Origin of the sequence: Alcanivorax quisquiliarum, from assembly GCF_023051175.1 — a bacterium.
Taxonomy (GTDB): Bacteria; Pseudomonadota; Gammaproteobacteria; order Pseudomonadales; family Alcanivoracaceae; genus Isoalcanivorax; species Isoalcanivorax quisquiliarum.
In genome coordinates, this window is record NZ_JALKII010000002.1 from 147642 (window position 1) to 165049 (window position 17408).

Genomic DNA, 17408 nt, shown 5'->3' on the forward strand with positions numbered 1-17408 from the left:
ATGAGCCGTGTGACCGATGGTTTCGGTGCTGCGGGCATCGCTATACTGGCTGCCACAGCTCAGGGATGCATCGATTATGCGCCAGTGGTGTCTCCGCACAGGAGTGCTCTTTACCTGCCTGATCTGTAGCGTGATCGCCTCCACGGCGGCCGCAACAGAAGTGATTCGCTACCCCGCACCGGCAGGCGAACGGGATCTGCGAGATCTGTATCTGGTCGAATTATTGCGGCTCGCGCTGGACAAGACACTGGCGAGCCATGGCCCGTACCAGATGGAGCCTGCGGCCGAGCCGCTCTCCCAGAGCCGCGCTCTGGCCGAGCTTGCCAGCGGGCGAGCGCTGGACGTGGTGTGGGCGATGACCTCCATCGAGCGTGAACAACGCGCGCGGCCCGTGCGCATCCCGCTGCGCAAGGGGCTACTGGGCTACCGGCTGCTTATCATTCGCACGGAAGACAGCGACTGGTTCGACAGCGTCATCAGCCTCGACCAGCTGCGTGAAGTGCGCGCCGGCCAGGGGCACGACTGGCCCGATTCCGACATCCTCATCGCCAATGGCCTGCATGTTCTGCGCGCCAGCAGTTACGACAGCCTGTTTCTGATGCTCGAACAGGGCCGCTTTGATTATCTGCCTCGTGGGCTCACGGAAATCTGGGCAGAAATCGACCAGCGTCCGGAGATGGCGATCACCGTTGCCCCGGCGCTGCTGCTGTATTACCCCACCGCCTCCTACTTTTTCGTCGCCCCCGACAATACCGCGCTGGCGGAACGGCTGACGCAGGGCCTGGAAGCGGCACTGAAAGATGGCAGTTTCGATCGTCTCTTTTTCGAGTTCCCGCAACACCGTGAGGCTCTGGAGCGCACCCAGGCGCACGGCCGCCGAGTGCTGATCCTGGAAAATCCGTTACTGCCGCCGCAAACACCTCTGCACCGCCCCGAGCTTTGGTATCGGCCGGAAACAGACACCACCGCGCGTCAGCCCGGCCGCTAACAGGCCGCCGGCGATGACAGACGTTCCCACAGCGCCTAGACTGCGCCTTTTGGATCGACAGGATTAACACGCTACCCACGATGCCCGATCACACCGCGCCCGATTCCGTGGGGCTGGTCAAGCCCGCGCTGATGCATTTCGATGAGCCCCTGCAACTCGAGTGCCGCCGCGTGCTGCCCAGCTATACACTGATCTACGAAACCTACGGCACCCTCAACGCGGCCGGCAGCAATGCCGTGCTGATCTGTCATGCGCTCTCGGGGCACCATCACGCCGCCGGTTACCACAGCCCGAACGATCGGCGCCCCGGCTGGTGGGACAAGTGCATCGGCCCCGGCAAGCCCATCGACACCAATCATTTTTTTGTCGTCTCACTGAACAACCTCGGCGGCTGCCACGGCTCCACCGGGCCGGCCACTGTGAACCCGGAAACCGGCCAGCCCTGGGGCCCGGATTTCCCCATGGTCACGGTGAAAGACTGGGTTACCAGCCAGGCACGGCTGGCGGACAAACTGGGCATCCAGCGCTGGGCAGCCGTGGTGGGCGGCAGCCTGGGCGGCATGCAGGCGCTGCAATGGGCGATTGATTACCCGGATCGCGTCGCCCATGCGGCCGTGATCGCCTCGGCACCGAAGCTCTCGGCGCAAAATATCGCTTTCAACGAAGTGGCGCGTCAGTCGATCCTGACTGATCCGAATTTTCATGGCGGCCGCTATTATCTGCACGACACCTACCCACGCCAGGGTCTGATTCTGGCGCGCATGGTCGGGCATATCACCTATCTCAGCGACGATGCCATGCGCGCCAAGTTCGGCCGTGATCTGCAAAGCGGTCGCTTTCACTTCGGCTTTGATGTGGAATTTCAGGTGGAGAGTTATCTGCGCCACCAGGGCGAGACGTTTTCGCGCAACTTCGACGCCAACACCTACCTGCTGATGACCAAGGCGCTGGATTACTTCGATCCGGCGCGTGATTTCGACAATTCGCTGGAAGCAGCACTGGCACAAGCCACTTGCAAGTTTCTGGTGATTTCCTTTACCTCCGACTGGCGCTTTGCACCAGATCGCTCCGAGGAGATCGTCGAATCGCTCGTGGCAGTGGATCGGGATGTGAGTTATGCGGAAGTGGATACCGACAAGGGCCACGACGCTTTTCTGCTGGATGTGCCCGAATACACACGCCTGTTTGCGGCTTATATGCGCCGCATCGCCACCGAGCTGGAGCACGACCGGAAGGAGGCTCAACGCTGATGCTGCGCCCTGATCTCGCCATCATTCGCGACTGGATACCCGCCGGCGCCCGCGTGCTTGATCTGGGCTGCGGCGACGGCGCCCTGCTGGCCGAGCTGCGCGACAACCTGGGCGTGCGCGGCTACGGCCTGGAAATCAATCAGGACAACATCACCGCTTGCGTCGAAAAAGGCGTGAATGTGATCGAGCAGGATATCGATGGCGGCTTGGGCAACATCGCCGATCAGCGCTTCGACTATGTGGTGATGACCCAAGCCCTGCAAGCAGTGCAACGCCCGGATCATGTGCTCGCCGAAATGCTGCGCGTGGGCCGGGAAGCAATTGTGACCTTCCCCAATTTTGGCTACTGGCGCGTGCGCGGCTATCTGCTCTCCAAGGGCCGTATGCCGGTTTCCCGGCGGCTGCCTTATCAGTGGTACGACACCCCCAACATTCACCTGTGCACAGTGCGGGATTTCGACACGCACTGCCAGCGCAACGGTATCCGCGTGCTGGAGCGTCTGGTGCTGAATCAGGAGCATCGCAGCGGTACCCTGTCTCGGCTATGGCCCAATTTTTTCGGTGAGCTGGCGATCTATCGTGTCAGCCGGTGAGGCAACAAAACTTTACGTTAGTGGAATACCATGAAAATCGTTCTCGCCTCCGGCAATCGCAAGAAACTCGACGAACTCAACAGCATTCTGGCGCCATTGGGGTTCGATGTGGTGCCGCAAAGCCGGTTTGGCGTGCCGGAAGTCGAAGAAACCGGGCTCACTTTTGTCGAGAATGCCATCCTCAAGGCGCGTAACGCCGCCGCCCATACCGGCCTGCCTGCTCTGAGCGACGATTCCGGCATTGAAGTGGATGCCCTGCAAGGCGCGCCCGGCATCTATTCCGCCCGCTTTGCCGGCCCCGACGCCACCGACGCTGACAACAATGCATTGCTGGTAAAACGGCTACAGGCACTGCCTGAAGCCAGCCGCCGCGCCCGCTACCAGTGCATCATCGTTTTCATGCGCCACGCGCACGATCCGGTGCCGCTCATTGCCCAGGGCAGCTGGGAAGGTGAAGTGCAATTGACGCCCGCCGGCCAGCACGGCTTTGGTTACGACCCGCATTTTTATATTCCCGCGCTTGGCTGCACCGCAGCAGAAATAGAACCCGCCGAAAAAAACCGCATCAGCCACCGTGGCCGCGCATTGCAAGCTCTGGCACAGGCGCTACAACAACAGCCACCGCCGCACCCATGAAAACCTTTCTGGCAGCTTCCTCACCTGCCTGCCGAATAAAAACAACTGTTAAACCTGTGCGTAACCGCCAACCAGACCCTCTCCCTGTTACCCGAGGTTCAGGTAGTCTCTGCGATGACATCCAGTTTCATCGTCAGCAGATAAGGAGATCCTCATGAACAAGATATCGCTTGCCGGCCTGGCCCTGATCAGCGCCTTTGCCATCGCTGCATGTGACGACGGGCCAGCAGAGCGGGCCGGCGAAAAAGTAGACGATGCCGGTGACCGCATTGAAAAGACCTTTGACGCCGCCACCGGCAATGAAGGCGCCATGGAGCGTGCCGGCCGGGCCGTCGACGAAGCCTATGAAGACAGCAAGGACGCCGTCAAAGACACCTACGAAGACATCACCAACTGAACGGCGGTTGCCGTTGTCGAAGGGCGCCGCACGGGCGCCCTTTGTGTTTCCCGCATCGTCACCGCCATGACACCACGCCGCCGACCCACTAGACTCCTTGCACCCCAGCCCATCAGCACGGCCTTGTCATGACTCTGGCTCTACCGCCTCTGGCGCTTTATGTGCACCTGCCCTGGTGCGTACGCAAGTGCCCCTACTGCGATTTCAATTCCCACGAACGTGAAGGCGCTCTGCCTGAGCAGGAATACCTTGCCGCCCTGAAACAGGATATTGCCGACGAACAGGCCGCCGCCGGCAATCGGCCTATCAATAGTATTTTCTTTGGCGGCGGCACGCCCAGCTTGCTCTCGCCCGGCTTTTACGAGGCTCTTCTGAGCTACCTGGCAGGCGCCCTCTCGTTTGCAGATGACATCGAGATCACACTGGAAGCCAACCCCGGCACCGTGGAGCAACAGCGCTTCGAGGGTTTTCATGCCGCCGGCATCAACCGACTGTCGCTGGGTGTGCAGAGCTTCAACGAGCGCCATCTGCGGGCGCTGGGCCGTATTCACAGCGGCACAGAAGCGGCGCGGGCTGTGCAGCAGGCGCAAGCGGCAGGGTTTGAAAACATCAATCTGGATCTGATGCACGCCTTGCCCGATCAGACACCAGAGGAATCCGAGGCGGATTTGCGACAGGCGGTGGCACTCGCCCCAACTCACATCAGCTGGTATGAACTCACCATCGAGCCCAACACCGCCTTCTTTCGCGCCCCGCCGCAACAACCCGACGGCGACACCCTGGCCGACGCCGAAACCACCGGCTTTGCGCTGCTCGCCGACGCCGGCTACCAACGTTATGAAGTATCCGCCTTCGCCCAGGCCGGCCGACTAGCCCGCCATAATCTCAATTACTGGCAGTTCGGCGATTACCTCGGAATCGGCGCAGGCGCTCACGGCAAGATCACCAACCCGGCCCAGGGCGAAATTCTACGCTACCGCAAGACACGCCTGCCCGCGCACTACCTTGCCGAGGGCGGCCAGCGACGCCGGGACGCGCATACCATCCCCGCCGATCAGCTGCCCTTCGAGTTTCTGCTCAATGCTCTGCGTCTGCTTGACGGTGTGCCACAGGCGCTGTTTCCGGCACGCACCGGCCTGCCCCTGAGCCACTTGCAGCCTGCTCTTGCGCAGTTGCGACAGCGCGGTCTGCTGCACCCTGACCGGCTGGCCTGCACGCCCACCGGCCTGCGCTTTCTGAATAATGTGCTGGCTGCTTTTCAAGGCTGAAAAGCCCGCGCAGGGATAAATTTTGTGACCACTCGGTCGAAGCTTGCTCAGCTTATGAACCCCGTTCATACTCACCGGCTTTGGAGAAACGCAATACCCGGGCGCCCTCTTTCTGCACAAGCGCATACCCGCATATAAGCGCGTACATAAGCGGCTAAAAGCCGCATAGCTGAAAACGCATAAAGAAAAACGTGCGTCCGGCAGGAGAAGCTGGATGGGAACGCGACAACGACGCCTGCGGGAACTGGCCGAGCGTGAGCAGCGCTTTCTGGATGCCGCACGCGAGCAGATCACCGAGCATGGCCTGCTGTCACTGCATATGGCCAAGGTGGCTCGCGCCTGCGATTACGCCACCGGCACGCTCTATCAACACTTCGCCTCGAAAGAAGACCTGCTGCTGGCGATCTGCGCCGACCAGGCCGAAGAACGCATGGCCGTCATGGCCCGCGCCGCGCAATGGCAAACGGGCAGCCGTGAGCGAATGATCGCTCTGGCCGTCGCCGACATGCTGTTCGCCATTCGGCACCCGGATCATTTCCGCCTGTTTCAATACGCCAGCACCGAAGTGATCTGGCACGCCGCATCACCGTCGCGTCGTGACAACGTGCTGGAAGCCCATCGCCCGCTGGGCGATATGGTGGCGCAAGTGGTTCAGGATGGCCTCGACAGCGGCGATCTGCCACCGCAAAACATGTCGCCCCATGCCGTCGCGCTAGGGCCCTGGGCACTCACCGAAGGCATGCATAATCTGGTTAACGCAGAAGGCGTGCTGGATTTTTATGCATTGCATGACCCGTACCGGCTGCTGTTGCGGCACCTGCACCTGCAACTCAACGGCATGCAATGGCAGCCGTTGTTCGACCCTCTCGATGACGTAGCGCTGACGCGGCAAATCTCCCACATCTGCGCTTCGTTATTCGATGACCTGTGCCCCGAGGGCACGGGTCACCGTTACTGCTCGCCCACTGAGGACAGGACCCCATGAACATTCGTCTCATTATCATGCTAGCCGCCTGCGTCATTATTTTCGGGGGCGTGTTCGGTGTGCAAAAGGTGCTGAACGACGGCATGAACGACTTTTTCGACAACATGCCGGTGCCGCCAGTTGCTGTTACTGTCGCCGAGGTGAAGGAATTCACCTGGGAGCGGGAAATCACCGCGGTCGGCACTGCGCGGGCCGTGAATGGCACTCAGCTGACCACGGAAAGCGCCGGCATCGTCACCGAAATTCGCTTCAACTCCGGCGATCTCGTCAAGAAGGGTGATATTCTGGTGCGTCTGGAAGACGATGCCGACCGCGCCCAGCTCCAGGCACTACGCGCCGCTGCCGAACTGAGCCGCCTGGAGCTTGAACGCAGCCGCCGCCTGCATAACCAGGGCAGCATCTCGAAAGCCGAGCTGGATCGCGCCCAGAGCCAGGCCGATCAGGCCAGCGGCAGCCTCACCACGCAAGAAGCCCGCGTGGCGCAGAAAACCCTGCGCGCTCCCTTTGATGGCCGGCTAGGCATCCGGCAAATCAACCTGGGTGAATACCTCGGGGCCGGCGAGCCGGTTGTCAGCCTGCAACAACTGCAACCGATCTATATTGATTTCAACCTGCCGGAGCAGCGCCTGGCCGATCTCTCGCTGGGTTTGACCATCAACGCGCTGATAGACGCGTGGCCGGAAGACACCTTCCAGGGCACCATCACCGCCATTGAGCCGGGCATTGATCGTGCAACGCGCAACTTTTCCGCACAAGCCACGCTGGCCAACGAAGACGGCAAGATCCGCCCCGGTATGTTTGCCCGTGTCAGTGTCGACCTCGGCGAAGCAGAAGACGTGCTCGCCGTGCCGCAAACCGCGATCAGCTACAACCCCTATGGCAACGCTGTCTTTGTGATTGTCGAGCAGCAGGATAAAGATGGCGAAGCGCGGCTGGTGGTGAACCGGCGCTTTGTGCGCACCGGCCGCACGCGAGGAGATTTTGTCGCCATTCTGGAAGGCCTCCAGCCCGGCGACCGTGTGGCTACCTCCGGCTTGCTGAAGCTGAGCAACAACACCGTGGTGAAGATCAGCGATGAAGTGGATCTGGCACCGCAGCTCACGCCAAAACCGGCCAATACCTGAACAAGCCCAGGACTGAATAAATGAAATTCACCGATTTATTCATACGGAAACCTGTACTCGCCTGGGTAGTGAGCCTGTTCATCTTCCTGCTTGGCCTGCGGGCCGCAACGGAGCTGAACGTCCGCCAGTACCCGGAGCTACAGGACGCAGTGGTCACCGTCACCACTGTCTACGTCGGCGCCGATGCCGATCTCATCCAGGGCTTTATCACAACGCCGCTGGAACGTGAAATCGCCACTGCCGAGGGCATCAATTACATCACCTCGACCAGCACCGGCGGTGTATCGGTCATTCAGGCATTTCTTACTCTGGATGCCGACAAGAACGCCGCCCTGAGCCAGATTGCTGCCAAGGTCAATAAAATGCGCGGCGAGCTGCCAGAGGAATCGGAAGACCCGGTGATCGACATGACCGTCGGTGATACCACCGCAGCTATGTATCTCGCCTTTTACAGCGATATTCTGGATAACAACCAGATCACCGATTATCTGGTGCGGGTGGTCGAGCCGTTGCTGTCTACCGTGCCCGGCGTGCAGCGTGCCGAAATCCTTGGCGGCCGCACCTTTGCCATGCGCATCTGGCTTGATCCGGCGCGCATGACCGCGCTGGGCGTAACATCCGCCGATGTGTATCGCGCATTGCAGGCAAACAACGTGCTCTCAGCGGTGGGCGCCACCAAGGGCGCCCTGGTGAGCATTGATCTGACCGCCGAAACCGATCTGCAAACAGTTGCCGAATTCGAGCAGCTGATCGTACGCGAAAGCGGCGGCGCCATCACGCGCCTGCGTGATGTGGCCGATGTGGAGCTTGGCGCAGAGAGCTACGCCTCCTCCGTCAGCTTCGGCGATCAGGCCGCCACTTTTATCGGCATCGAAGTCGCGCCGGATGCCAACGCACTGGATGTGATCCGGGATGTACGCGTGGTATGGGACAACGACATTCTGCCCGAGCTGCCGGAAGGGCTGTCGGCCGATGTGCCCTACGATTCCACCGAATACATTCAGGATTCCATCAACGAGGTGGTCAAGACCATCATCGAGGCATTGCTGATCGTGGTGCTGGTGATATTCGGTTTCCTCGGCTCCATCCGTTCCGTTGCCGTGCCCATGATCGCCGTGCCGATCTCCATGGTCGGGGCGCTGTTCCTGATGTTGCTGATGGGTTTCTCGATCAACCTGCTGACGTTGCTGGCAATGGTGCTCGCCATCGGCATCGTGGTAGATGATGCGATCATCGTGCTGGAAAATATCCATCGGCACGTGGAAGACGGCATGTCGCCGTTTGATGCCGCCATCAAGGGCGCACGCGAGCTGGCCTGGCCCGTCGTCGCCATGACCACCACCCTCGTGGCCGTTTACCTGCCCATCGGTTTCATCGGCGGCCTCACGGGCACATTGTTTGTCGAATTCGCCTTCACGCTGGCCGGCTCGGTGCTGCTTTCCGGTATCGTTGCGCTGACCCTCTCGCCGATGCTGTGCGCGAAACTGCTCAAGCCCCGCGATGCCGCCGCGAGCGAGAAGGGCCTGGCCCACTGGCTCGATCAACGCTTCGACACGCTGCGCCTGTCCTATCGCAACACCCTGCATCGAATGCTTGATGACAAAATCGTCATTCTGATCTTCGGCCTGGTGGCGATGGGCTCCTGCTACTTTCTGTTCAACAACACTCCGGCCGAGCTGGCACCGAACGAAGATCAGGGCTTTATTCTTGCAATAGCCGAATCAGATCCGTACACGACGCTGGAATACTTCGAGAGTAATACCAGCCTGCTGCGTGAAAAAGCACAAGCGCTGCCGGAAATGGACAAGGTATTCATGCTCAACGGCATGAGCGGTGCCGGCTCGGGCTCTGTCACCGATGGCTTTATCGGCATGGTGCTGAAAACCTGGCAGGACCGGGATCGCTCCACCCGTGCGGTGCTTGAGCACAGCGTGCAAGGCATTGTCGGTGAAATACCGGGGCTGGAGCTGGTGGCCCTGCAACCTCCACCTCTGCCTTCCGGTGGCGGCGGTGGCTTCCCGGTCGAGTTCGTCGTCGGCACCACGCAGCCGGTCTCCAGCGCAGCCGAGCTGATCGAGCAGATCGTGGCAAAAGCCTACGAGAGCCGGAAGTTCATTTTCCTGAAAACCAACTTGCGTCTGAACAAGCCGCGCACGGAAATTCTGATCGATCGGGAAAAAGCCGCCGCGCTTGGTATTGATATGCGCTCCGTGGGCATGGATCTTTCCGCCATGCTGGCGGGGGGTTATTCAAATCGCTTCTCGCTGGAAAACCGCTCTTATAAAGTGATCCCGCAGGTACAGCGCAGCGACCGCCTGAACCCGGAACAGCTACTTGATTACTACACCCGCACCCGCGACGGCGAACTGGTGCCGCTATCGACCATCGCCACGCTCAAGGACACCGTGCAGCCTCAAGCGCTCAATCGCTTCCAGCAGATGAACGCCATCACCATCTCTGCCGTGCCCCGCCCTGGCGTATCGCTCGGCGAGTCACTGCAAGTGCTGGAGCAAGCTGCGGCGGAAGTGCTCCCACAGGGCTATCGTGTGGATTACACCGGGCAATCGCGGCAGTTCAAGACCGAAGGATCGCAACTGATGCTGACGTTCTTCTTTGCACTGATCATCATCTACCTGGTGCTCTCGGCGCAATTCGAATCCTGGCGCGACCCACTCATCATGCTGGTATCTGTGCCCATGTCGATTTGCGGCGCATTGCTGTGCATGGCAGTGCTGAACATCGCCAGCACCATCGCGCAAATCAACGGCCTGCTCTGGCACACTGCGACCATGAATATCTACACGCAGGTGGGCCTGGTAACGCTGATCGGTGTGATCTCCAAGCACGGTATTCTGATCGTGGAATTTGCCAACAAATTGCAGGAGCAAGGGCTGGCCAAGCGCGCTGCCATCGAGGAGGCCACCTCGATCCGCCTGCGCCCGGTGCTGATGACCACCGCCGCCCTGGTGCTGGCCATGGTGCCTCTGCTGATCGCCACCGGCCCCGGCGGCGGCGCCCGCTTTGCCATGGGCTTCGTGATCGCCAGCGGCATGACGCTAGGCACGCTGTTCACCTTGTTTGTCGTACCGGCCATTTATCTCTATCTCGGCCGCGATCATGGCCATGACGCCGACAACCTCAGCGCGAAAGCACCGGCCCATTGAATCAACTTGCAACAACCACCAGCCCCGCTTCAAGCGGGGCTTTTTTTCAGGTTCACCATCGATTTCCGTGAAGCCGTTATCAGCGGATTCGTACTCCTAAGCCGGATTGCATGGACGTTGGAGCGATCTATGCGAACAGGAAAACGATAGAGAGACTGGCCGGCTGAGCCAGCTATACGGTTGCCGATATCCGTTTAACAGCTGCATGGTCGATGCACACCAAAAACACCATCGCGATGAGCAAACCCCGGCATACGCTATTGCGAGCAGGCATATTTTCTCAGATCGGCGCCACCTTCCCCGGCCTTCAACGATGAACCTTTTCTGCGCCATCGGCAGCGGCACTCAGGTGTACCCACTAGCCGCCCCCAGGACCCGCAGGTACCCTTGAGGCAGACGAATAAGGAGAGCTGAAGATGAGTAGTAACAGCGAGATCATGGCACGGGATCTGAGTGTGCTCTGGCACCCTTGCACACAGATGAAAGATCACGAACAACTGCCGCTGATTCCGATTCGCCGTGGCAGCGGCGTCTGGCTGGAAGATTTCGACGGCAACCGCTATATCGACGCGATCAGCTCCTGGTGGGTGAATATCCTCGGCCACTGCAACCCTCGCATCAATCAGGCCGTGCACGACCAGCTCGACAAACTGGAGCATGTGATTCTCGCCGGCTTTTCCCACGAGCCGGTGGTAGCGCTGTCCGAGCGGCTGGTCGCGCTGACGCCGCCAGGTCTGGATCGGGTTTTCCTTGCCGACAACGGCTCGTCCGGGATCGAAGTGACGCTGAAGATGAGCTTTCACTACTGGCAGAACAAGGGCCGCCCGAAGAAGCAGCGTTTTGTCACCTTGGGCAACAGCTATCACGGCGAAACCCTTGCAGCCCTCGCGGTGGGCGATGTCGCGCTGTACAAATCCACCTACAAGCCGTTGCTGATGGATGTCTTCACCGCGCCCAGCCCCGATTGCTACCACCGCGAGGCCGGCGAATCGTGGGAGGATTTTTCCCGCCGCCAGTTTCTGGAAATGAAAAAAATACTCGCCGAGCACCATGAGGAGATATGCGGCGTGATCGTGGAGCCGTTGGTGCAGTGCGCAGGCGGTATGCGCATGTATCACCCGGTTTACCTCAAACTGCTGCGCGAAGCCTGTGACAAATATCAGGTACATCTTATTGCCGATGAAATTGCCGTTGGCTTTGGCCGTACCGGCACACTCTTTGCCTGCGAGCAGGCGGGTATCACACCAGATTTCATGGCGCTGTCGAAAGCGCTCACAGGCGGCTACCTGCCGCTATGTGCCGTGCTCACCAGTAATGAGATCTACGACGCCTTTTATGATGATTACCAGACCTTGCGGGCCTTTCTGCACTCTCACAGTTTTACCGGCAACCCGCTGGCCTGTGCCGCCGCGATCGCGACGCTGGATATCATCGAATCCGACAACCTGATAGAAAAGAATCGCGCTCTTTCCACGCATATGGCGCAGGCACTTGAGCGCTTCAAGGATCACCCCCATGTAGCCGAAGTGCGCCAGACCGGGATGATCGCTGCGGTGGAAATGGTGCGCGACAAGGCCAGCCGCGAACCCTACGACTGGCGCGAGCGACGCGGCATGCGCGTGTATGAGCACGCATTGAAAAATCAGGCGCTGTTGCGGCCGCTAGGTAATGTCACTTATTTTATGCCGCCCTATATCATTACGCCCGAGCAGATTGACCATCTTGCGGAGGTGGCCTGGCAGGGCATCAACCTCGCCACGCAAGATTAGAACAGAGCCATGGTACGCAGGGCTGCCGACACCGTGAGCGCCGTGGAAATCTCTGAAGAAAGGCTCGGGAAAGTGTAAGAAAAGCCCGAGAAAAGTCATAGCTCTAAAAACAGTAGACGAACCAGGAGTCCCATGCGCCGCTTCTTTGATCCACAGCTTTTTACTAAAGGGCAGCCCGCCACGCTCGGTGAAGACGCCAGCCACCATATCAGCCGCGTGCTGCGCATGAAGGAAGGCGATCAGCTACAGGTTTTCAATGGCGAGGGTGGCGCCTGGCAGGCACAGATAACGGCTTTGAGCCGCAAGGCGGTGACTGTTTTACCCGCATCATTTGACTCGGAAAACCGCCTCCCGCCACGCCCGGTAACGGTGGCGCTGCCGCTGATCAAGGGTGAGCGCATGGATTATGCGTTGCAGAAAGCCACCGAGCTGGGCGCTCACCAGTTTCAGCTGTTGAATACGGAGCGCACCGATGTGCGCCTTGATGGCGAAAGGCTGGAAAAGAAACTGCGGCATTGGCAACAGGTCGTGATCAGTGCCTGCGAACAGTGCGGCATGAATCTTGTGCCCATCGTGCTGGCGCCGCAACCTTTGGCGGACTGGCTGCCAACCGCTGATGCCGGTCTGAAGCTGATCGCGCATCCGGGCGAGAACCCCTTACCCGCCGACGCTTGCCATGGTGTTGCCGATATCATCCTGCTCACGGGGCCGGAAGGCGGTTTTTCCGAAGCGGAGATCAGCGCCGCAACGGAGCAAGGGTTCGTCAGTTTTGCACTGGGCAACCGCATACTGCGTGCCGAAACCGCACCGGTGGCGTTGCTCGCAGCGCTATGGGCACGGATATCGTCGTAACAAAAAGGTTCATCGCTGTAGCCGGGGAAGGCGGCACGGAATCGATGATGAACCAGAACAAGGGCGCGGAGCTGCGCCCGCGCCCTTGGGCGCCCATAAGCAACACTAATTGACTCGCATCGCCCCGCTGGTTTTGCCAGTTGTGCTGCGCCCTTTCCCGATTGCGCACCGTCAGCCCGCACCGATCAGAAGCGCGATTGCCAACCCAGGCTGAACGCCGCCGTGCGCGGCACACTGCTGCCGTCAATCTTGGTATCTTCCGTGCCCATCAACACATCCATCGTCAGCCGGTTGAACCAGGTCAGCCCGACGCTGATGCTGGAGAGCTGGCTGCCTTTCCGGTTGCTGTGGTAGCCTGCGCGCACGCCCGGCAGCCAGACACTGTCGGCCTGATACGCCGCCACTACCGAGAGCATTTGCTGTTCATCACCTGTCGGCGTACTGGCCCCGTCCAGATCGTAGCTGAAGCCCAGCAGTCCACGCCCGCTGGCAAAGCTGTAGCTGCCATCAAGGGTCGCTTGCCGTTCCAGCACCCATTTTTCCCGCGCCTGGAGACGGCCGTCCGCAGCGAAATGATTCGCCGCCATGCAGTTGGCATATTCGGCAGAGCCGCCCGGCAGGGCTGCGCAATTGCTGCCGCCACTATTATCGAGCGCACCATAATCGAATTCAGGCTCGTTGATGTTCTTCAGTGTCAGCCCGCCACGCCAATTGTCGATCTGGTAGCTCACACCAAGATCGACACTCGCCTGGGTGCTTTTCTTTTCATTGGTATCGTACTGATCGGAAATAATATCGCTGATATCGTCATCATCTGGGTTTGTCGCGGCGGTTTTCAGCTCGATGACCTGCTTGCTGAAGGCGCCATTGATGATATTCAGCCGTGCGCCCGCCACCAGTGACTGATTGTCGGCACGCCACATTTCACGCGCCCAACCCAGGCGCACCTGAGCCAGCCTGCCTGATTTCAGATAAAGCGAGGAGCGCGTGTCCAGCTCCTGATTGCCGGCATCGTAACTCACCGTGTCGTTCAACACGCTGGCGCGCACTTCCGCATCCGCTTCGATGGAAACACTGAATACGCCAGCGGCAGTACGCAGGGCGATCGGCGTCAAGGGTACCTGCAGGCCTATATTGATTCTGGCGTAGCCGTCCCGCCCCATCAGGGCCAGCACATCGTTCATTTCATCGGCGAGCCCGATACCTTCGCCTACGCTAATGTCGTCGCGCTCCAGCGCATCCAGGATATCGTCGAGGCGGTCGAGAAAATTATCCACCTCGCCCATTTCATATCCCAGACCGAATGATCCGGCTCGCCCCATACGCAAGCGGCTTTCGTCACCCAGCACATAAATTCCTTGCGCCGGATTATTCGATACGCTGTGCAGGTTGAGGCCATGGACGTTGCTGCCGTAGCTCAGGTTTGGCCCTTTCCCTGTTTCTCCCGGCAATGCAAGCGCAGAAACTGAAACCATCATAATGGCAAGCGCCACGATCGAACGTGTCATCGTCTTCCCCCAAAAGAATAACGTGCCCCCAAAAAAGCGACAGCAGTATAAAGGAGGAAAATTCAGATAAACAACTGATTTTCAATTAAACAGGATCAGAGGCGGCCTTGTCGTCTTCACCTCGGGCAGAGCAAAGAAAGGCAACCCCCGAATGGGGGATAACTTATATTATCTTTGCGTCGCACCTGCGAAATTTAATTATTTTTTTAATGCCCCCAAAAGCGCACCAGGTGATATCTCAAGCACCAATAGGATTAGCCAGCCTGGGGAAAGGCTCGTGGAGGGAAACAATATACCTGCTTGTTATCCGGGTAGTGGTATCGCCCCGGTGACACCGGCATACAAAACCAGTGCCGGGGCGGTGTGGCTCAAGGCAACTGATTGATATCGAGTGTGCCATTTCGGGCGCGAGCCTCACGCAGATAAGGCACCACATCGCGCCGGTAGAATCGTCGTTTGGCACCGTGGCTATGGCGCAGGCGTTTATAAACCCAGTGATACTGTTCCGGGTAGCGGGAAATCAACATCGCCAGGGTATCGTTCATGGCAGCAAGGCATGCCTGTTCGTCAGCGGCATGAATGGCCTCGGGCGCGGGCTCGATATACACCTCGATATCGTTCGGCCCGTTGCGCCGATGGCAACCGACAAAAAACACATGCGGCCGGTAACGTCGGATAAGTTTGTGCGGCAGGCTGGAGGTGCGCACCGGGTGGCCGAACAGCGGCACCCAGGGGTTGTTGCCACCGTGCGGCGTATGGTCCACAAGAATGGCTACGGCTTCGCCGCGCGCCATTGCCGCAACGGCTGCCTTGATGCCCCGTGCATCGGCACGCACCAAAGTACTGCCGGTGCTTTCACGTGCCCCGGTCACGATCCGGTTAAACGCAGAATTGCCGCTGCTCTGGTAAAACACCGTCATTGGCCCTTCGGGCCCAAGCAGCAGGTTCGGCAATTCCCAGCTGGACTGATGCAAGGTCAGCAACAGCACAGGCCGATCACTGGCGTAGGCGGCACGCAATGCCTCCATGCCACGCACTGAGCGAATGCGGCTCAATGTTTCCTGTGGCGGCCGCGTCCAGACGTGACTGAACTCCGCCAGAGTACGCCCGGTCTCTCGCAGCGCAGCGCGAGCACGACGTGCAGCCTGCCGGTAACTGAGCTGCGGGTAGCACAACAACGTATTCACCAGCACCACACGGTAAGCACCCGCAAGCGGTAGCGGCAGCCAGCTTATCAACCACGCGGCGGTCGCACCGAAGCGTGTCACCAGCCCCAATGGCAAGCTGCCGAGAAGCCGCAGTGTGATCGGCAACCAGCGCTGTCTTTCGGGCTTTTTTGGTGTGTCAGAAGTCTTCGCCATGGCGTTTTCAATCTGCAGGGTTCAGGAGCGGGCGAAGAAGGTTTCGCCATGCTGCATGACAATAAAGCTCGATGGCGCCAGCCCTTGCCTGGCCAGCGCGTCCCGCAGGGCAACGGGCGGTTCATCCATCGGCTCGTCGGTAAGTACAAAAGTGCCCCAGTGCATCGCTACCGAGCGCCTGGCACCAATATCCCGATGAATCTGCACTGCCTCGGCCGGATCGACGTGAACCGGCCCCATGAACCAGCGCGGCGCATAGGCGCCGATTGGCAGCAAAGCAAGATCAATATCGGGAAACACCCGGCCTATTTCGGCAAAACAACTGCCGTAACCGGTGTCGCCCGCAAAATATAGACGAAAGCCGTTTATATCAATGACCCAGCCGCCCCAAAGCGAGCAGTTGTGATCATTGTGGCGGCGACCGCTGAAATGCTGCGCGGGCACAAAGAACGCTTCGCCGGCGGCATGGCCGGCACTTTCCCACCAGCGCCGTTCAACAACATTATGAAGGCCCCGCCGCTTAAACCACTCGGCGACGCCGTCCGGCACGTACCAGGTGATGCGCTCGCCAAAACGCTGATGCAGCGCGTCCACACTGGCACGATCCAGGTGGTCGTAGTGATTGTGGGAGATCAGCACGGTATCTATCGGTGGCAACTCGGCCACTGTGAGCGCCGGGGGCGTGTGCCGCTTGGGGCCGAGCCACTGTAGCGGGCTGGCACGTTCGGAAAAAACCGGATCGGTGAGCAGGCTGGTCTGGCGGTACTGAAACAAAAAACTCGAATGACCGATCCACGTCAGGCGCGGCTCGGGCGCCGGGCCTTGCAGCAATGCGTTGTCAGGAGCCTGCACCGGGAAACGTTGCCCGGGGGGAAAGCGCCCTCGCGTATCCCGCTGCCAGCGCAGAAAATCACGCCAGCCATGCGCCGGGATGCGATCAAGATTGTAGTAGCGCCCCTTGTGCAGCGTCTGCGCCTGAGCAAGCTCGGCCAGACGCTGGCGATCAACTCCGGCCATGAAGGCCCGCCACGGCCTGTTCGATGGCATCCAGATCGGGAATCACGGCCAGATCACCGCCCAGCTGAATATACATGGCTTCGGCCGGGCCGGTTTCTACCGGCTCCTCGATAAGATCGTCGCTGTTCACCCGCACCTGGCGCGGGATGCCCTGCACGATAACGGCGTAGAAGCCGGTCTTGCCAGTGATACTGTTGAGTACCGCGATACGAGCCTCTTCACCGATCACCACCTGCCCGGACTCATTCAAGCGCTCGAAAGATAGCAACGGCAGATCCACATCGCGCCAGTTGAGCCAGCCCAGTAACCACTCCGAGCCATGCCCCGGCCGATCCGGCTGACGCAACGGCAGCACCTCGGCCAGAATGATGTTCGGCAGCAGCCAGGGGCGGCCCTGCATCGGGATCAGCAGACTGGTAATTTCGGTTGGCAACTCGGCCATGTCCACTCCTGCTTATCATCAATGGCCCGCCAGGCCGTGGTTGATCCGTTCAGG

General features: G+C 59.8%; 15 protein-coding genes. 11 read left to right on the plus strand and 4 right to left on the minus strand.

The window, feature by feature from the left end; genetic code table 11:
- Window positions 1-76 precede the first annotated feature (76 nt).
- The 11 genes from MU846_RS03705 (at window position 77) to MU846_RS03755 (ending at window position 13026) form a co-directional block, all read left to right on the plus strand.
- Window positions 77-988, plus strand: a complete 912-nt coding sequence (locus tag MU846_RS03705) for a substrate-binding periplasmic protein (RefSeq protein ID WP_246948554.1) — start codon at window positions 77-79, stop codon at window positions 986-988.
- 80 nt (window positions 989-1068) lie between these two features.
- Window positions 1069-2238: a homoserine O-succinyltransferase MetX gene (gene metX / locus MU846_RS03710; RefSeq protein ID WP_246948555.1), complete on the plus strand. Its 1170-nt coding sequence runs from the start codon at window positions 1069-1071 to the stop codon at window positions 2236-2238.
- On the plus strand, window positions 2238-2831 hold the full coding sequence (metW, locus tag MU846_RS03715) for a methionine biosynthesis protein MetW (RefSeq protein ID WP_442780653.1): 594 nt from the start codon (window positions 2238-2240) through the stop codon (window positions 2829-2831). Before metX ends, metW begins: the two co-directional genes overlap by 1 nt.
- 30 nt (window positions 2832-2861) lie before the next feature.
- The gene (rdgB, locus tag MU846_RS03720; RefSeq protein WP_246948560.1) at window positions 2862-3467 is read left to right on the plus strand and encodes an RdgB/HAM1 family non-canonical purine NTP pyrophosphatase; all 606 of its coding nucleotides are present in this window, start codon (window positions 2862-2864) and stop codon (window positions 3465-3467) included.
- 154 nt (window positions 3468-3621) lie between these two features.
- Window positions 3622-3864 (plus strand): hypothetical protein, encoded by a 243-nt coding sequence (locus tag MU846_RS03725; protein ID WP_246948562.1) that lies wholly within the window; start codon window positions 3622-3624, stop codon window positions 3862-3864.
- A gap of 128 nt (window positions 3865-3992) precedes the next feature.
- Window positions 3993-5132, plus strand: coding sequence for a radical SAM family heme chaperone HemW (gene hemW / locus MU846_RS03730; RefSeq protein WP_246948564.1), 1140 nt, complete (start codon window positions 3993-3995; stop codon window positions 5130-5132).
- A gap of 214 nt (window positions 5133-5346) precedes the next feature.
- Window positions 5347-6117: a TetR/AcrR family transcriptional regulator gene (locus MU846_RS03735; RefSeq protein ID WP_246948566.1), complete on the plus strand. Its 771-nt coding sequence runs from the start codon at window positions 5347-5349 to the stop codon at window positions 6115-6117.
- On the plus strand, window positions 6114-7241 hold the full coding sequence (locus tag MU846_RS03740; RefSeq protein ID WP_246948568.1) for an efflux RND transporter periplasmic adaptor subunit: 1128 nt from the start codon (window positions 6114-6116) through the stop codon (window positions 7239-7241). Before MU846_RS03735 ends, MU846_RS03740 begins: the two co-directional genes overlap by 4 nt.
- A 20-nt stretch (window positions 7242-7261) precedes the next feature.
- The gene (locus tag MU846_RS03745; RefSeq protein ID WP_246948570.1) at window positions 7262-10405 is read left to right on the plus strand and encodes an efflux RND transporter permease subunit; all 3144 of its coding nucleotides are present in this window, start codon (window positions 7262-7264) and stop codon (window positions 10403-10405) included.
- Window positions 10406-10821: 416 nt separating this feature from the next.
- Window positions 10822-12174 carry an adenosylmethionine--8-amino-7-oxononanoate transaminase gene (locus MU846_RS03750; RefSeq protein WP_246948571.1) on the plus strand — a complete coding sequence of 451 codons (1353 nt, stop codon included), beginning with the start codon at window positions 10822-10824 and terminating at the stop codon, window positions 12172-12174.
- Window positions 12175-12306: 132 nt separating this feature from the next.
- Window positions 12307-13026, plus strand: coding sequence for a 16S rRNA (uracil(1498)-N(3))-methyltransferase (locus MU846_RS03755; RefSeq protein ID WP_246948572.1), 720 nt, complete (start codon window positions 12307-12309; stop codon window positions 13024-13026).
- Between the two features lie 185 nt (window positions 13027-13211).
- Here the strand turns inward: MU846_RS03755 and traF are convergent, their stop codons facing one another.
- From traF to MU846_RS03775, 4 genes are all read right to left on the minus strand, one after another.
- Window positions 13212-14534 (minus strand): conjugal transfer protein TraF, encoded by a 1323-nt coding sequence (gene traF / locus MU846_RS03760; protein ID WP_246948574.1) that lies wholly within the window; start codon window positions 14532-14534, stop codon window positions 13212-13214.
- Window positions 14535-14902: 368 nt separating this feature from the next.
- A complete protein-coding gene (locus MU846_RS03765; RefSeq protein ID WP_246948576.1) occupies window positions 14903-15895 on the minus strand; it encodes a lysophospholipid acyltransferase family protein in 993 nt (330 codons plus the stop codon).
- Window positions 15896-15916: 21 nt separating this feature from the next.
- Window positions 15917-16912, minus strand: coding sequence for an MBL fold metallo-hydrolase (locus MU846_RS03770; RefSeq protein WP_246948578.1), 996 nt, complete (start codon window positions 16910-16912; stop codon window positions 15917-15919).
- Window positions 16899-17354: a chemotaxis protein CheW gene (locus tag MU846_RS03775; RefSeq protein WP_246948580.1), complete on the minus strand. Its 456-nt coding sequence runs from the start codon at window positions 17352-17354 to the stop codon at window positions 16899-16901. Before MU846_RS03775 ends, MU846_RS03770 begins: the two co-directional genes overlap by 14 nt.
- Window positions 17355-17408 lie beyond the last annotated feature (54 nt).

Bases quoted from the DNA above. Each gene is read 5' to 3' on its own strand.
- MU846_RS03705 (WP_246948554.1), top strand. From the start codon at position 77: ATGCGCCAGTGGTGTCTCCGCACAGGAGTGCTCTTTACCTGCCTGATC.
- metX (WP_246948555.1), top strand. From the start codon at position 1,069: ATGCCCGATCACACCGCGCCCGATTCCGTGGGGCTGGTCAAGCCCGCG.
- metW (WP_442780653.1), top strand. From the start codon at position 2,238: ATGCTGCGCCCTGATCTCGCCATCATTCGCGACTGGATACCCGCCGGC.
- rdgB (WP_246948560.1), top strand. From the start codon at position 2,862: ATGAAAATCGTTCTCGCCTCCGGCAATCGCAAGAAACTCGACGAACTC.
- MU846_RS03725 (WP_246948562.1), top strand. From the start codon at position 3,622: ATGAACAAGATATCGCTTGCCGGCCTGGCCCTGATCAGCGCCTTTGCC.
- hemW (WP_246948564.1), top strand. From the start codon at position 3,993: ATGACTCTGGCTCTACCGCCTCTGGCGCTTTATGTGCACCTGCCCTGG.
- MU846_RS03735 (WP_246948566.1), top strand. From the start codon at position 5,347: ATGGGAACGCGACAACGACGCCTGCGGGAACTGGCCGAGCGTGAGCAG.
- MU846_RS03740 (WP_246948568.1), top strand. From the start codon at position 6,114: ATGAACATTCGTCTCATTATCATGCTAGCCGCCTGCGTCATTATTTTC.
- MU846_RS03745 (WP_246948570.1), top strand. From the start codon at position 7,262: ATGAAATTCACCGATTTATTCATACGGAAACCTGTACTCGCCTGGGTA.
- MU846_RS03750 (WP_246948571.1), top strand. From the start codon at position 10,822: ATGAGTAGTAACAGCGAGATCATGGCACGGGATCTGAGTGTGCTCTGG.
- MU846_RS03755 (WP_246948572.1), top strand. From the start codon at position 12,307: ATGCGCCGCTTCTTTGATCCACAGCTTTTTACTAAAGGGCAGCCCGCC.
- traF (WP_246948574.1), bottom strand. From the start codon at position 14,534: ATGACACGTTCGATCGTGGCGCTTGCCATTATGATGGTTTCAGTTTCT.
- MU846_RS03765 (WP_246948576.1), bottom strand. From the start codon at position 15,895: ATGGCGAAGACTTCTGACACACCAAAAAAGCCCGAAAGACAGCGCTGG.
- MU846_RS03770 (WP_246948578.1), bottom strand. From the start codon at position 16,912: ATGGCCGGAGTTGATCGCCAGCGTCTGGCCGAGCTTGCTCAGGCGCAG.
- MU846_RS03775 (WP_246948580.1), bottom strand. From the start codon at position 17,354: ATGGCCGAGTTGCCAACCGAAATTACCAGTCTGCTGATCCCGATGCAG.